The organism is Arthrobacter sp. Y81, from assembly GCF_002929335.1.
Taxonomy (GTDB): Bacteria; Actinomycetota; Actinomycetes; order Actinomycetales; family Micrococcaceae; genus Arthrobacter.
In genome coordinates, this window is record NZ_PJIL01000001.1 from 353,683 (window position 1) to 367,861 (window position 14,179).

The window sequence follows — 14,179 nt, forward strand, 5'->3', positions numbered from 1 at the left end:
TAAACTGGGGTGGTACCGCGGGAGCCCGCTGCAGCTGTCACAAAGCTGCAGGGCTGAGAGGGCGTCAGAGCCGACCGCTTGACCTGATCCGGTTAGTACCGGCGTAGGGAAGGATGACAATGAACCCCCAACCCGCAGCAGGCCGCCCCGCCGCGCGCGCCCGGGAAATCAGCGCCGACGTCGCCGTCATAGGCGGAGGAGTCATCGGCCACGGCATCGCGTGGGAAGCCCGGCAGTCCGGCAGGTCCGTGGTGCTCATCGACGACGCACCGGGGACGGGCGCAAGTTGGGCCGCCGCCGGCATGCTGGCGCCAGTGAGCGAACTCCACTACCAGGAGGAACAGCTCCTGGAACTCATGCTCCACTCCTCGGGTCTGTGGCCCGCCTTCGCCGCGGGCCTCGAGGCACGGGATACCGGCGCAGGAGATACCGGCGCCGGCGCCACCGGCACCGGCTACCTCACGACGTCGACCCTGGCCGTAGGGGCCGACGCCGCCGACCGCCGGGCGCTCGCCGACCTGCGGGGAGTCCAGCAGGCAAGCGGCCTCACAGTGGAACCTCTTACAGTCAGGGAAGCACGGGCCCGCGAGCCGCTGCTGAGCCCCGGGATCTCCTGCGCCTACGACATTCCGGCCGACCACCAGGTGGATCCCCGCCGGTTCCTCGCCCTGATCGCGGAGTCCCTGGCCGGTTCCGCAGTGCATGAGCGGGCCGCCGGCCTGCTCTGGGAGGACGGGCGGGTCGGCGGGGTCAGCCTGGCCGGGGGAGGCACCGTGCACGCCGGGGAGACCATCGTTGCCAACGGGCTGGGGTCTGCGGCCCTGGGCGGGCTGCCAACCGGCCTGAGGCTGCCGCTCCGCCCGGTGTACGGCGACATCCTGCGCCTGCGTGTTCCCGCTTACCTGCAGCCGCTGGTGACATCAACTGTCCGCGGCATGGTCCACGGAATCCCCGTCTATATCGTTCCCCGGCAGGACGGAACGGTGGTGATCGGGGCGACGCAGCGCGAAGACGCCCTCGCCGCTGCGGGCGTTGAAGGCACCGGCACTGGACCGGCGGCACCTGCCGAGGCCGCCGTTTCAGCCGGCGGCGTCTACCAGCTGCTCCGCGACGCGCAGGTGCTGGTGCCGGCTGTCGCTGAACTGGAGCTCCTGGAAGCCACCGCGAGGGCCCGTCCGGGAACGCCGGACAACGCGCCGCTGCTGGGGCGGGTCGCGGACGCCCGCACCGGCCGGGACATTGCGGGGCTGATCATTGCCACCGGATTCTTCCGTCATGGCGTCCTGCTGACGCCCGCGGCCGCTGCCATCTGCAGGCAGCTGATGGACGGCAACGCCGACCCGCGCTGGGCGCCGTTCCGGCCCGACCGGTTCTCCCGTCTTCCCGCACCGTCCGCAACCACAGTCACAATTGACCCGAACAAGGAAACAGCATGAACATCAAACTGAACGGCACGGTCCACGCGGTCGACGACGGCGCGTCCGTCACCACCCTCATCAGCCAGGTCACCGGCAGGAACCTCGCCCCCAACGGGCAGGCTGCCGACGGCCAGAAACTGGGAGTGGCGGTTGCGAGGAACTCCGAGGTAGTGCCGCGCAGCCAGTGGTACGTCACGGCGCTCGCCGAGGGCGACGACGTCGAACTCGTTACAGCGGTACAGGGAGGTTGAGCATCATGGCAGGAACCACGGTTGCCGGCGCGACACAGGCACAGCAGGCGGCGGACCCCTTCATTGTGGACGGTGTTCCGCTGGGGTCGCGGCTGATCATGGGCACCGGCGGTGCGCCCAGCCTGGACGGGCTGGGGGCGGCGCTGATCGCGTCCGGCACGGAGCTGACCACCGTGGCCATGCGCCGCTACTCGCCGGCCGAGTCCGGTTCCCTCTTCCAGCTCCTGGTGGACCACAACATCCGGGTCCTGCCCAACACCGCCGGCTGCTTCACCGCCCGGGACGCCGTCATGACCGCGGAACTGGCGCGGGAGGCACTGGAAACGGACTGGGTCAAACTTGAAGTGATTGCCGACGAACACACGCTCCTGCCGGACGCCGTGGAGCTGGTGGACGCCACCGAGCAACTCGTCAACCGCGGGTTCAAGGTGTTCGCCTACACCAACGACGACCCCGTGCTGGCCCTACGGCTGGAGAACCTCGGAGCCACCGCGGTGATGCCGCTCGGCTCACCCATCGGTACCGGCCTGGGCATCCTGAACCCGCACAACATCGAACTCATAGTTTCCCGGGCATCCGTTCCCGTGGTGCTGGACGCCGGCATCGGCACCGCCTCCGATGCGGTGCTCGCCATGGAACTGGGCTGCGACGCCGTCCTGCTGGCCACAGCGGTGACCCGGGCGCAGAACCCGGCGATGATGGGGGAGGCCTTCAAACACGCGGTCATCGCCGGTAGGCTGGCGAAAGCGGCCGGCCGGATTCCGCGCCGCGAGCACGCTCTAGCGTCGTCGGCCATGGAAGGCCGGGCGGAGTTCCTCTAGTAGTCCCAGACCATCCAAGGGAGCAACGGTGACCGGCAAGGAAGACGTACTTACCCGACCCCGGATTGACGCCGCGCTGGCGGACCTTCCCGACTGGAGGTACCGGCTGGGCGGCCTCGTGACCGTCTACAAAACGCCGACGGCGGCCGGTGCGCTCGAGCTGATTGCCGCCGTCGGGCGCCTGGCCGAGGAACAGAACCACCACCCGGACCTGGACTGGCGCTACAACAGGGTCTTCATCCGCTTCACGTCCCATGACGCCGGCACCGAGGTGACGCAGCGTGACGTGGCCGCCGCGGCAGCGGTCAGCCAGGCGGCCGCTGCTGCCGGGGCCGCCGCGGAACCGGGGCTGTACCGGACAGTGGAGATCGTCATCGACACTGCCAACCCGGGCGAGATTTCGGAAGTCTGGCGGACCGCCCTTGGTTACCGGAAAGGCAGGTACGGGGACCTCGCTGACCCCTACGGCCGCGGGCCAGGGCTCTGGTTCCAGGAAACCGCTGCCCCAAACGAGAACCGCTTCCATCTGGACATCCACCGGAGCAAGGCGGAATCCGGCCCGGCATTGGAGAAAACCGCGGCGACCGGAGCATTAATGAACCGTGACCACGCACCCAACTGGGTGGTGGTCACGGATGCGCAGGGAAACCGGCTGTGCCTGTGCACCGAGGAAGGCCACGAACCGGACCTGTAGCCTGCACCGCCTCCGGACCGCGGACCCCGGCCCTAGAGCCTCAGTGCGGCCGTCAGCTGCTTCGTGTCGTGCAGGGCGCGCTTCCGGCCCAGGTACACCGCGGCGGCGAGTGCCGCCCCGGTGCCCAGGACCATGGGCAGCACCCATGGAATCCACGTCAGGCCGGGCTGGTAGCCAAGCCCTGCGGCAATGAAGATGATCCAGCTCAGCATCCCCACGGCGGTAGCCACTCCCGCCGGCAGTGCGATGCCGTACTTCGCGTGCCGCCGGTCGTTGGCCCAGACAACAAAGCCTGCGGCCACGGTGACCAAGGCCACGATTACCAGGGAAAGCATTCGGTGAACTCCTTGCTGCTGAGCGGGAGGGACAAAGTGAAGCGGCAGCCTAGAGCTGGCCGAAACCGACGCGGCGGGCTTCCTCTGCCCCGATTTCAACGTAGCCCAGGACGTTGGCGGGAATGATGACCACACGGCCCTTCTCGTCAGTCAGGCGAAGTTCGGCGCCCTTGGCGATGGATTCCCCGACGAGCTTTGCCACAGCGTCAGCATCCTGAGCCGATTCCAGCACAATTTCGCGGCCGATGTTCTGAATGCCGATCTTTACTTCCACAGCGAGGCCTCCCAGCCAATCAAAGTTCTAAAGGTGTTCTCTATTTGTAGTCTAGGTTTCCTTGGGGAAGCGCGAGATTCCGCGCCAAGCTAAACGATAGATCAGGTCACTGGCCACATCGAGGTCCAGGTTTCCGTCCGTTTCGAGCCAGTACCGGGCACTGACCTGCGCCATCCCCGCGAGTCCGCGCCCCAGCAGCTGGGCCTCCAAAGGAGGCAGTTTGGTGTCTTCGGCGATCACGCGGGCCACGGCGTCGGCAAATGTCTTGTTGAACGTTTCCAGGCGAGAACTGACGTCGGGATCGTTGATGAGGTCCGACTCGAACACCAGGCGGTGGGCCTGGTCGTCGCTGGCAATAAAGCGGTAGTAGGCCCGCATGACGGCCTGGACGCGCTCGTCATTGTCCGTGGTCGAGCTCAGGGCACCCAGCATCAGGTCTGTCAGTGAGCTCAGGTGGCTGTCCAGGAGGGCGAGGTAGAGCTCGCGCTTGGAAGGGAAATGCTGGTACAGCACAGGCTTGCTGACGTGGGCGGTCTCCGCGATCTCGTCCATGGCGGCGCCGTGGTAGCCGTTGGCGACGAACACTTCCTGGGCAGCCGCCAGCAGCTGGGCGCGGCGTTCGTCACGCGGGAGCCTCGCCGAACGCGCACCGCCGGCCCGCGTCTGTCCCGCGGCTGCCTTCCCGGCCGGTGTCCGATCAACCGGTGCCTGATGAACCACTGTTGGCCTTCTTTCCATTGCAGTTACCTACACTTTACGCGCGGGTAATATGACCTGGCGGCATCTTCGGGCATACATTGAAGTATGGCTTCCATGTTCACCGCAACTGCTGTCCCTGCAACCCTGGATCCGCTCGTGGAACCGGCCGACGCACTGACTGCCGAAGAGGTCGAGCGGTATTCCCGCCACCTCATCATTCCCGAAATCGGCACGCTGGGCCAACGCCGGCTCAAGAACGCCAAGGTCCTGGTCATCGGGGCCGGCGGCCTGGGCTCGCCCGCCCTCCTCTACCTTGCCGCCGCGGGAGTGGGAACCTTGGGAATCATCGACGACGACGCCGTCGACCTGAGCAATCTGCAGCGCCAGGTGATCCACGGGGTTGCGGACGTGGGCCGGTCCAAGATCGAGTCAGCCCGGGACTCCATTGCTGCACTGAACCCCTTGGTGGCCGTGCGGCTCCACAATGTCCGGCTCGACGCCTCCAACGCACTGGAGCTGTTCGCCGGCTATGACATCATCCTCGACGGCGCGGACAACTTCGCCACCCGCTACCTGGTGAACGACGCCGCGGCCATCCTCGGAAAGCCCTACGTGTGGGGCTCCATCTTCCGGTTCGACGGCCAAGTCAGCGTTTTCTGGGAAAAGCACGGCCCTACCTACCGCGACCTTTACCCAGAGGCTCCGCCGGCCGGGTCGGTGCCGTCCTGCGGCGAAGGCGGCGTGTTCGGGATGCTGTGCGCTGCCGTGGGCTCGCTCATGGTGACCGAGGCAGTCAAGCTGATCACCGGCGTCGGGCGTTCCCTCCTGGGCCGTGTGGCGCTCTTTGACGCCTTGGGCGGCAGCTGGCGCGAGATCAAGGTGGCGCGGGACCCGGAGGCTGAGCGCATCACTGAACTCACCGACTACGAGGCATTTTGCGGGATCGCTCCGGAGACTGCCACAGCCAAGGAAAACACCGTCACGGCCACGCAACTGGCCACTATGCTGGCCTCGCGCAAGGCCGGTCTGAAGGACTTCGACCTCGTGGACGTCCGGGAGGCCGGCGAGCACGATATCGTCAGCATCGACGGCTCCGTCCTCATTCCGCAGGGCAGGATCCTCGCGGGGGAGGCCTGGGCCGAGCTGCCGCAGGACAAGGACATCGTGTTCCACTGCAAGGCCGGCACGCGTTCCGCAGCCGTCCTGGCAGCAGCGCGCAAGGCGGGATACCAGCGGGTCAGCCATCTCGACGGCGGCATCCTCGCCTGGGTGCGGGAAGTGGAACCGGCGAAGCCGGTCTACTAGACGGTTGCCCCATCACGGCGCTCTCTCACTTTTCGCCCGCAATTCAACGACGCTCTCTCACTCTCTTGAACGAAGTGAGAGGGCGTCGTGTAGAAGCCTGCAATAAGTGAGAGAGCGTCGTGTAGAAGCCTGCAATAAGTGAGAGGGCGTCGCGCCGCGGGTCAGGCGGTTTCCCGCCGGGCATCGGCGGCCGCCGGACCTGCCTGGCCGTGGTCCACCGGGCATTCTGCCGCCGGCGCGGCGGCGGGCTGCTCAACGGTAATGCCGTACAGCGCTTCCAGCGCGGCAATGTAGTGTTCCTGCTGGCCGTTGGAGGCCAGTTCACGGGCCCGGACCGTCGGGACATGCAGGAGCTGCTTGACCATCCTGCGCAGTGCGAACTCGACTTCCTCGGCGGCGGCCGTGCAGCCGTGGCGTGCCCGGACCTTCTCCATTTCCGCGTCCAGGACGTTCATGGTGTGGCGGCGCAGCGCAACGATGGCCGAGTCCACGGACCGTGCTTCGCGCTCCTGCTCGAAGGCTGTGGCGGCGCCGGAGACGATGCCGCTGGCCTGGGCCAGTGATTCCGCCTGCTCCTGGGGAGCGGCGAGCCGCACGGATTCGAGCGTCAGCAGCTCGACGCCGTCGAGCTCGCCGACAGCCGGATCGAAATCGTGGGTGAGCGCCAGGTCGATGGCGATCAGCGTTTGCGGTGAGTCCGCCCGCACCCGGGCAAGCTCGTCCGCTTCGACGCGGGTATCGGAGCCGCTGCACCCGATCATGACATCCGCTGCGGCCACGGCGGCGGGGAGCGAATCGGCGTCGAGGGCCTTGCCGCCGCGGGTGGCCACAAAGCCTTCGGCCCGTCCGGAGGAGGAAAAAACGGAGATGTCTTTGCAGCCGCGTTCGCGGAGCAGCGACATGGTGGCGCCGGCGTAGGCGCCGGTGCCAAACACCACGGCCTTCTTGGTTGACCAGTCAGCGTTTTCGGATAGGTCCGTGGCGAGGTCCAGGGCCACCGAGACAATCGACAGTCCGCGTGAGCCGAGGGCCGTCTGAGCCCCGACATCCTTCGCAGTCTTGGATGCGGTCTGGAACAGCCGGATGAGGCCGGAGCTGGCAGTACCTTCGTGCTGGGCGGTGATGAGGGCGCGTCGCACCTGGCCGGCGATTTCGCGTTCGCCCACCACGGCCGAATCCAGGCCCGAGCTTACGGCGAAGAGGTGCTGGCTGACTTCGCCGCCGGTGCGGGTATTGAAGGACCGGGAGACGAGCTGTTCGTTGAGCCCGCTGCGTTCGCTGATCTGGGCGACGAGGGCGGCCCGTGCCGCTTCCACGTCGTCCGCATGGGACGCTTCACCGTAAATTTCGAAGCGGTTGCAGGTGGCAAGCACCACCGCACCCGTCACTGCCGGCGACCCGGAGAGTGCGGATGTAGCCAGCTCGGAAGCGCCGGTGCTCAGTTGAGCAACGGTCTCGAGGTCGATGTCGGCGTGTGTAGCCACCAATGAGAAAAGAACCACAGCATCACAATCATAGCTTTTTCGTCGCGGCGTAGAACAACTATGCGCCGTGGGAAAGACCACGGCGCCCTGTGATTCCCGCCACGGGCGGCACGGACGGGCTCCGGGTGACAGGCTGTCGTTATCTTTTGCAGGCGAATTTAGGGACAATCGGAGTCATGACTTCAAGCGCTGCAACCTCTGACGGCACGGTATCCACCGCCCCGTTCTCCGCTGGCACCCTGGATGCAGGGCACCCGCTGATGGACGGCCGCACGGCTGATTCGCCGCTCATCACGGCCTACCGCGGCGGCAAGCCGTCCCGCCGCCCCGTCTGGTTCATGCGCCAGGCCGGCCGTTCCCTGCCGGAGTACCTGAAGGTGCGCGAAGGCGTTGCCATGCTGGACTCGTGCCTGCGCCCCGAGCTTGCCTCGGAGATCACGCTGCAGCCCGTCCGCCGGCATGACGTGGACGCCGCCATCTTCTTCTCGGACATCGTCATTCCGCTGAAGCTCGCCGGTGTGGGCGTTGACATCGTTCCGGGCGTGGGCCCGGTCCTGGACAGGCCCGTCCGCACGGCCGGGGATGTCGCGGCGCTGCCGCAGCTGACCTGGGAAGCGCTGGAGCCCATCCGCGAAGCCGTCCGGCTCACCGTGGCCCAGCTTGGCAAGACGCCCCTGATCGGGTTCGCCGGAGCGCCGTTCACCCTGGCTGCTTACATGGTGGAAGGCAAGCCCTCCCGCGACCACCTCGGCCCGCGGACCATGATGCACGCCGATCCCGAAACCTGGAATGCCCTGGCCAACTGGGCTGCAGACGCCTCGGGCATGTTCCTGCGCGCCCAGCTGGAAGCCGGTGCCTCCGCCGGCCAGCTGTTCGATTCCTGGGCAGGCTCACTGGGGCTGGCCGACTACGAACACTTCGTGGCCCCCGCCTCCGCCCGCGCCCTGGACCACGTCCGGCACCTGGGTGCGCCGCTGATCCACTTTGGTACCGGCACGTCAGAGCTCCTGGTGGCAATGCGCGACGTCGGCGTCGACGTGGTTGGTGTTGACTACCGGCTTCCCCTCGACGAAGCCAACCGCCGGCTGGGCGGCACCGTCCCGCTGCAGGGCAACATCGATCCCGCGCTGCTGTCCGCCCCCTGGGCGGTTCTCGAAGCCCACGTCCGGGAGGTAATCAGGGCAGGGTCCTCTGCGCCCGGCCACGTCCTGAACCTTGGCCACGGCGTGCCGCCGGAAACCGACCCCGCCGTGCTGACGCGCGTCGTCGAGCTTATTCACTCGATTTCCCCGGAGTAATACGGTGAGCGCAGCCACGCCGGAACCGTCCGTACAAGCGGCCGTGGTGGTGGGCGGCGGCGTCTCGGGCCTGCTTGCGGCGCTGGAGCTTGCCAAGGCCGGCCGGGACGTCACGGTCCTGGAGGCCGGCGACGCCTGGGGCGGCTGCGTGGGCAGCCATGTGGTGGGGGGCCTGACACTGGACAGCGGGGCGGAGTCCTTCGCGACGCGCTCCAGCGCCGTCGCAGACCTGGCGGCCGAACTCGGCATCGCCGGCAACATCGTGGCGCCCCACCCTGGCGGCGCATGGGTCCAGCTCCCCGAAGGCGCCCGGGAGCTCCCCAAGACCGGCGTCCTGGGCATACCCGCCAACCCGTGGGACCCCGAAGTACGCCGGACCCTTGGGCTGGCAGGATCCCTCCGTGCTTCCCTGGACAGGTTCCTGCCCGCCGCCACGGGAACCCGTTCGGCGGTCATCAGCGTCTCCGACCTGGTCCGCGCCCGGATGGGCCGCCGCGTCCTGGAACGCCTCGTCGCACCGGTGGTGGGAGGCGTGCATTCGGCCGATCCCGCGTTGCTCGACGTGGACATGGTGGCGCCCGGGCTCCGCGCCGGAATCCGGACGCACGGCTCCCTCGCAGCGGCTGTCGCCGCCCAGCGGCGGGGCGGCCCGGCCCGGCAGGATCCCGCGGCCGGTGGGAGCAGGCCCGCAGCGCAACCCGCCAAAGCAGGATCCGCCGTCGCAGGCCTTCAGGGCGGCATGCACACGCTGATCACCGCCCTCGTGGCCGAACTGCGTCGGCGTGGCGTGAGGCTGCTGGACAGTACCCGCGCTGACGCGGTGGCCAGGACGGCCGGCGGCTGGCGGGTCTCAGCGGGGGAGCGGACGTATGACGCCGGCCTGATGGTGGTGGCTCTTGACGGCCCGTCCGCCGTGGGGCTGATGCAGGAGGCAGTGCCGGACTTGGCCGCGTACCGGCCGGGCGCCGGTCCGGATGTAAAGCTTGTGACACTTGTTGTTGACCTTCCCGAACTGGACCGCCGGCCACGAGGAACGGGCATCCTGGTGGCTCCGCAGACTCCCGGCGTGCAGGCCAAGGCACTGACCCATGCCACCGCCAAATGGGACTGGCTGGCGGCTGCGGCCGGGCCCGGCACCCATGTTGTCCGGTTGTCGTACGGCCGGGGTGAGGTCACGCGGGCCGGTAAACCCCACGCACGCCGGGCGGATGCCGGACTGTCAATCGGCGCCGAAGCAGGTGCCGGTGACCAGCAGCTCCTTGACGCCGCCTTACGGGATGCGTCGGCCCTCCTGACCGTACCTGTCACGGCCGATGACCTGCTCGACTGGGACGTCGTCAGCTGGGGCGGGGCGCTTCCCTTCGCCGCCGTGGGGCACCGCCAGCGGGTGGCCGATGTCCGCCGGGTCTGCGCCGGCGAAGGAACCCTGGTGATGGTGGGCGGCTGGCTGGCGGGCAACGGCCTGGCCGCCGTCGTGGCCGACACGAAAAGGCAGCTGGCGGACCTCCTTGATTAGCCCGCGAGTACCGCGTGGAAGGCTTCTTCGCAAGTTTCTAATGACGCGTAATTCTGGCTAGTGTCGATGACTATGGTCAATCAGAAGTCCGAAGAAACTCGAACGCTGACTGGTTTCCATGGGGGTCTTCGGCGCGGCACGGCAGCAGCGGCGCTCGGAGCGGTACTAGTCCTTTCCGCAGGTGTTCCTGCATCCAATGCTGTGTCCCTCGTTCCGGCACCGGACACCACAACCGACGGCGCAGGCGCCACCACCTCCGTGGAGGCGGGTGTTCCCTTGCTGGACGCCGTGGCGTCCGTGGTCCTGGGGCCGAAGCCTGAGCCTTCCGACTCGCCCGAACCCGGCACCGGCAAGCCGACGCGGCCCGGATACCGGACCCAGCCCGCCCCGTCACCCTCTCCGACGACCGAGCCGGCCTCACCCTCACCGTCACCCACCACCCCGACATCGCCTGCCCCGTCGCCGTCCGAGGGGACCCTGCCGCCGTCGGGAACTCCTTCACCGTCCCCCACGGGCGGTGCGGCAGCTCCGTCCACCGGGCCGACGCAAACGCCCGGCTCGCCCGCGCCCGCCACCGGAGCGGCTCCCGCCGCACCGTCTTCAGTGCTTCCCGGCACGGCGGCCCCGGCCGCCCCCGGAACAGGGGCAACTGCCCCCGGCACGGCCGCTGGCGCCCAGGGATCGGCCGGCGCATCACAGTTGCCAGCCGGCGGCAAGACCACCGGCCCCGCCTCGCCGGCTCCGGCGTCCGCCTGGAACACCACCAACATGTTCGGTCCGACCAACATGGCCACCCTGACGTCGGCAGGCGTCATACCGTTGTCCGGCCCCGGCTACGGGGTGTCCAGCGCGCCGGTCATGCGCTCTGCCGTGAGTGTTTCGCCCATGGGCGACGTGTCGCCGCAGGTGTGGTGGGGCGCCGGGCTCGTGGCACTGGCCTGCGCCGCGGGCGTTGCCTACGTCCGGATGCGCCGGGTCTGAGGTTATTGCCTGCCCATCACCGGGCGGGCACGGCGCAGTTTCGGTCGTAATGTGAAATTAAGCACTTCTACACGTTGTAGAAGTGCTCGGTTTCGACTTAGCTGCAATGAAGGGGCAAACTGGTAGCTATGAGCCACACATCTGCCGAATCTGTCACTAAAACCGAAGAATCAGCCGAGCAGTTCTTCACCCTCTGGACCGTGTTCAAGCGCTCCGCCGACGTCCTGCGCAGCGCCGATGCTGCCGAGGACTTTGACGCGCTGATCGCCCGCCTGGCAGAGGCCGGTGTGGTCCTCCGGGGAAGCTACGACGTCTCGGCCATGCGTGCGGATGCGGACATCATGGTGTGGCTCCACGGTCCCAAGCCCGAGGCCCTGCAGCAGGCGGTCCGCGACATCCGCCGCAGCAAGCTCTTTGCCGGCACGGAGATCGTCTGGTCCGCCATGGGTGTGCACCGCGAAGCGGAATTCGCGAAGAACCACACGCCTGCATTCTCCCGAGGCGTGGAACCCGCCGAATGGCTCTGCGTCTACCCGTTCGTGCGCTCGTACGAGTGGTACCTGCTGCCGGACGCCGAGCGCGGCGCCATGCTTCGCGACCACGGCATGCTGGGCCGCGAATTCCCGCAGGTCATCTCGAACACGGTGTCCTCATTCGCCCTGGGCGACTGGGAGTGGATCCTCGGCCTGGAGGCCCCCGAACTGGTGGACCTCGTAGACCTGATGCGCCACCTGCGCGCCACCGAGGCCCGCCACCACGTCCGTGAAGAAATCCCGTTCTACACCGGCCGCCGGGTGACCGCCGCCGAGATCGCGGAGGTCCTTGCATGAGTGCGCTTGAGTCCCGGGCCGCGGTGACTGCCGTCAACCCCGTCACCGAAGCCGGCCGGATGGCTCCGAAGGAGTACGACGCCGTCCTCCTCGCCTCCTTCGGCGGCCCCGAAGGCCAGGACGACGTCATCCCGTTCCTCCGCAACGTCACCCGCGGACGCGGAATTCCGGACGAACGGCTCGAAGAGGTCTCGCACCACTACCGCGCCAACGGCGGCATCAGCCCCATCAACCAGCAGAACCGCCACCTCAAGGCGGGAATCGAAGCGGAGCTCTCAGCCCGCGGCATCGATCTCCCCGTGTTCTGGGGCAACCGCAACTGGGATCCGTATATCCCGCAGACCCTGCAGGACGTGTACGACGCCGGCCACCGCAAGGTGCTGATGGTCACCACGAGTGCCTACTCCTGCTACTCCAGCTGCCGCCAGTACCGCGAAGACATCGGCATGGCACTGACCGAGACCGGCCTGGACGGGAAACTGGAAGTGGACAAGGTCCGCCAGTACTTCGACCACCCGGGCTTCGTGGAGCCCTTCGTGGACGGCACCGCCACCGGGCTTGCCGACGTCCGCGCCCAGCTGGCCGCAGCCGGCACGCCGGACGCGCCGGTCCACATCCTGTTCGCCACACACTCCATTCCGACGCGCGACGCCGAAGCCGCCGGACGTTCCGAGGGTGAGCCGCGCCAGTTCGCTGAAGATTCGGCCTACGTTGCCCAGCATCTGGCGACCGGCGCCGAGGTCATCCGCCGGGTCGAGGAAGAATCCGGGCTGACCGCACCGTGGTCGCTTGTGTACCAGTCGCGCTCCGGTGCGCCGCACGTACCGTGGCTCGAACCGGACATCAACGACGCCATCGAGGAACTCGCCGGCCAGGGCGTCAAAGGAATCGTGATCGTCCCCCTGGGCTTCGTGAGCGACCACATGGAGGTTGTCTGGGACCTGGACACCGAAGCGCTGGAGACCTGCCGGAACTTCGGCATCGCCGCAACCCGGGTCCCCACGCCCGGCACGCACAGTAAGTTCGTGGGCGGCATTGTGGACCTGATCTGTGAGCGCACTGCCGCGAACAACATCGCCGACCGGCCCCACGTGACCGGCCTGGGCCCCTGGTACGACGTTTGCCGTCCGGGCTGCTGCTCCAACTTCCGGGGCGAGAAGCCCACCATCGCGGGAGCCGACACCACCGTGGGCACCGGCCACGACGATTACGCCTCGGACTCGCCGGCCCGCCCGGCTGCACCGGCGGCGGGACAGGAAGCCCTGTGACCGTCCGTATCGGGACGCGTGCCAGCAAGCTGGCGCTCACCCAGACCCAGCAGACAGCGGACCAACTGGCCGCAATCGGCGGCTTCCCGGTGGAACTGGTCCACATCAGGACCGACGGCGACGTCCTGACAGGCTCGCTGTCGCAGATGGGCGGCACGGGCGTGTTCGTAGCGGCGTTGCGCGATGCCCTCCTGCGTGACCAGTGCGACGTTGCCGTGCACTCGCTGAAGGACCTGCCCACCGGAGCCGCGCCGGGACTGACCCTGGCTGCGACGCCGAAGCGCGTTGACGTCCGGGACGTGCTCTGCGCGCGCGACGGCTTCAAGCTCGCCGACCTCCCGCAGGGCGCCCGGGTGGGAACCGGCTCCCCGCGCCGTGCAGCGCAGCTTCGGGCTGCCCGCCCGGACCTGGACATCGTGGATATCCGCGGCAACGTGGACACCCGCCTCGGCCGCGTTCCCGGCCTGCCGGGCAACGCCACCGACGCAGTGGTGGCAGGAAAATCCTGCGACCTCGACGCCGTCGTTCTGGCGGCCGCCGGACTCGAACGCATCAGCCGGCTGGACGCCGTCAGCGAATACCTCGAAACAGACGTGATGCTTCCGGCCGCCGGCCAGGGGTCGCTCGCCATCGAGTGCCGGACCGCTGATGCTCCGCGGAAGACCGGATCCACCGAGGGTTCCCAGGGGCCGCTGGCCCAGGCCCTCGCGGCCCTGGATGACACGGACACCCGGCTGGCGGTAACAGCCGAGCGTGCGCTGCTGGCACGGCTCGAGGCCGGCTGCGCCGCCCCGGTGGGAGCCTACGCCTTCCGCAAGGGAAGCATGCTCTACCTGGAGGCCGTGGTCTGCGCCGTTGACGGCAAGGCCTCGGTCCGCGACAAACGGGCCACGGACGGCCTCACCGAGGTGGGCGCCACGCTTCTGGGCATCGAGTTGGCCGAGGTGCTGCTGGCGGCCGGAGCCGCCGACATCGCGGACCTTGCCGCGTCCTGAACCGGCGGAC

The 14,179-nt window shown here is 68.2% G+C and carries 15 protein-coding genes and 1 riboswitch; of the genes, 11 read left to right on the forward strand and 4 right to left on the reverse strand.

The window, feature by feature from the left end; genetic code table 11:
• Window positions 1-7 precede the first annotated feature (7 nt).
• A riboswitch (TPP riboswitch) is annotated at window positions 8-127 on the forward strand.
• The 4 genes from thiO (at window position 114) to CXQ91_RS01730 (ending at window position 3,184) form a co-directional block, all read left to right on the forward strand.
• A complete protein-coding gene (gene thiO / locus CXQ91_RS01715) occupies window positions 114-1,436 on the forward strand; it encodes a glycine oxidase ThiO (protein WP_104172185.1) in 1,323 nt (440 codons plus the stop codon). (Overlaps the previous riboswitch by 14 nt.)
• Window positions 1,433-1,669, forward strand: a complete 237-nt coding sequence (thiS, locus tag CXQ91_RS01720; RefSeq protein WP_104172186.1) for a sulfur carrier protein ThiS — start codon at window positions 1,433-1,435, stop codon at window positions 1,667-1,669. Before thiO ends, thiS begins: the two co-directional genes overlap by 4 nt.
• Before the next feature lie 5 nt (window positions 1,670-1,674).
• A complete protein-coding gene (locus tag CXQ91_RS01725; protein ID WP_104172187.1) occupies window positions 1,675-2,490 on the forward strand; it encodes a thiazole synthase in 816 nt (271 codons plus the stop codon).
• A 28-nt stretch (window positions 2,491-2,518) separates the two neighbouring features.
• Complete coding sequence (locus CXQ91_RS01730; RefSeq protein WP_104172188.1) at window positions 2,519-3,184, forward strand: 4a-hydroxytetrahydrobiopterin dehydratase; 666 nt, start codon at window positions 2,519-2,521, stop codon at window positions 3,182-3,184.
• Window positions 3,185-3,216: 32 nt separating this feature from the next.
• Here the strand turns inward: CXQ91_RS01730 and CXQ91_RS01735 are convergent, their stop codons facing one another.
• From CXQ91_RS01735 to CXQ91_RS01745, 3 genes are read right to left on the reverse strand one after another with little or no spacing between them, the layout of a single operon-like run.
• The gene (locus CXQ91_RS01735; protein WP_104172189.1) at window positions 3,217-3,519 is read right to left on the reverse strand and encodes a hypothetical protein; all 303 of its coding nucleotides are present in this window, start codon (window positions 3,517-3,519) and stop codon (window positions 3,217-3,219) included.
• Between the two features lie 49 nt (window positions 3,520-3,568).
• Window positions 3,569-3,793: a DUF3107 domain-containing protein gene (locus tag CXQ91_RS01740; RefSeq protein WP_104172190.1), complete on the reverse strand. Its 225-nt coding sequence runs from the start codon at window positions 3,791-3,793 to the stop codon at window positions 3,569-3,571.
• Window positions 3,794-3,844: 51 nt separating this feature from the next.
• The gene (locus tag CXQ91_RS01745) at window positions 3,845-4,531 is read right to left on the reverse strand and encodes a TetR/AcrR family transcriptional regulator (protein ID WP_251042776.1); all 687 of its coding nucleotides are present in this window, start codon (window positions 4,529-4,531) and stop codon (window positions 3,845-3,847) included.
• 66 nt (window positions 4,532-4,597) lie between these two features.
• Here CXQ91_RS01745 and moeB point away from each other — a divergent pair, with 66 nt between their 5' ends.
• A complete protein-coding gene (gene moeB, locus CXQ91_RS01750; RefSeq protein ID WP_104172192.1) occupies window positions 4,598-5,797 on the forward strand; it encodes a molybdopterin-synthase adenylyltransferase MoeB in 1,200 nt (399 codons plus the stop codon).
• 161 nt (window positions 5,798-5,958) lie between these two features.
• Here moeB and CXQ91_RS01755 read toward each other — a convergent pair whose 3' ends face one another.
• Window positions 5,959-7,299 (reverse strand): glutamyl-tRNA reductase, encoded by a 1,341-nt coding sequence (locus tag CXQ91_RS01755; RefSeq protein WP_104172193.1) that lies wholly within the window; start codon window positions 7,297-7,299, stop codon window positions 5,959-5,961.
• A gap of 158 nt (window positions 7,300-7,457) precedes the next feature.
• Between CXQ91_RS01755 and hemE the strand changes: the two genes are divergently transcribed.
• The 6 genes from hemE (at window position 7,458) to hemC (ending at window position 14,169) form a co-directional block, all read left to right on the forward strand.
• A complete protein-coding gene (hemE, locus tag CXQ91_RS01760) occupies window positions 7,458-8,579 on the forward strand; it encodes a uroporphyrinogen decarboxylase (RefSeq protein WP_104172194.1) in 1,122 nt (373 codons plus the stop codon).
• 4 nt (window positions 8,580-8,583) lie between these two features.
• Complete coding sequence (gene hemG, locus CXQ91_RS01765) at window positions 8,584-10,095, forward strand: protoporphyrinogen oxidase (RefSeq protein ID WP_104172195.1); 1,512 nt, start codon at window positions 8,584-8,586, stop codon at window positions 10,093-10,095.
• Window positions 10,096-10,167: 72 nt separating this feature from the next.
• Window positions 10,168-11,076 (forward strand): hypothetical protein, encoded by a 909-nt coding sequence (locus CXQ91_RS01770; RefSeq protein ID WP_146072290.1) that lies wholly within the window; start codon window positions 10,168-10,170, stop codon window positions 11,074-11,076.
• 128 nt (window positions 11,077-11,204) lie between these two features.
• Window positions 11,205-11,906 carry a hydrogen peroxide-dependent heme synthase gene (hemQ, locus tag CXQ91_RS01775; RefSeq protein ID WP_104172197.1) on the forward strand — a complete coding sequence of 234 codons (702 nt, stop codon included), beginning with the start codon at window positions 11,205-11,207 and terminating at the stop codon, window positions 11,904-11,906.
• Window positions 11,903-13,174, forward strand: coding sequence for a ferrochelatase (locus CXQ91_RS01780; protein WP_104172198.1), 1,272 nt, complete (start codon window positions 11,903-11,905; stop codon window positions 13,172-13,174). The genes hemQ and CXQ91_RS01780 overlap by 4 nt, the downstream gene beginning before the upstream one ends.
• Window positions 13,171-14,169, forward strand: a complete 999-nt coding sequence (gene hemC, locus CXQ91_RS01785; RefSeq protein WP_104172199.1) for a hydroxymethylbilane synthase — start codon at window positions 13,171-13,173, stop codon at window positions 14,167-14,169. The genes CXQ91_RS01780 and hemC overlap by 4 nt, the downstream gene beginning before the upstream one ends.
• The last annotated feature ends 10 nt before the right edge of the window (window positions 14,170-14,179 follow it).

Excerpts from the sequence above, each read along its gene's own strand:
- hemE (WP_104172194.1), top strand. The coding sequence starts at position 7,458 with ATGACTTCAAGCGCTGCAACCTCTGACGGCACGGTATCCACCGCCCCG.
- CXQ91_RS01780 (WP_104172198.1), top strand. The coding sequence starts at position 11,903 with ATGAGTGCGCTTGAGTCCCGGGCCGCGGTGACTGCCGTCAACCCCGTC.
- moeB (WP_104172192.1), top strand. The coding sequence starts at position 4,598 with ATGGCTTCCATGTTCACCGCAACTGCTGTCCCTGCAACCCTGGATCCG.
- CXQ91_RS01725 (WP_104172187.1), top strand. The coding sequence starts at position 1,675 with ATGGCAGGAACCACGGTTGCCGGCGCGACACAGGCACAGCAGGCGGCG.
- thiS (WP_104172186.1), top strand. The coding sequence starts at position 1,433 with ATGAACATCAAACTGAACGGCACGGTCCACGCGGTCGACGACGGCGCG.
- thiO (WP_104172185.1), top strand. The coding sequence starts at position 114 with ATGACAATGAACCCCCAACCCGCAGCAGGCCGCCCCGCCGCGCGCGCC.
- CXQ91_RS01745 (WP_251042776.1), bottom strand. The coding sequence starts at position 4,531 with ATGGAAAGAAGGCCAACAGTGGTTCATCAGGCACCGGTTGATCGGACA.
- CXQ91_RS01770 (WP_146072290.1), top strand. The coding sequence starts at position 10,168 with ATGGTCAATCAGAAGTCCGAAGAAACTCGAACGCTGACTGGTTTCCAT.
- CXQ91_RS01735 (WP_104172189.1), bottom strand. The coding sequence starts at position 3,519 with ATGCTTTCCCTGGTAATCGTGGCCTTGGTCACCGTGGCCGCAGGCTTT.
- hemQ (WP_104172197.1), top strand. The coding sequence starts at position 11,205 with ATGAGCCACACATCTGCCGAATCTGTCACTAAAACCGAAGAATCAGCC.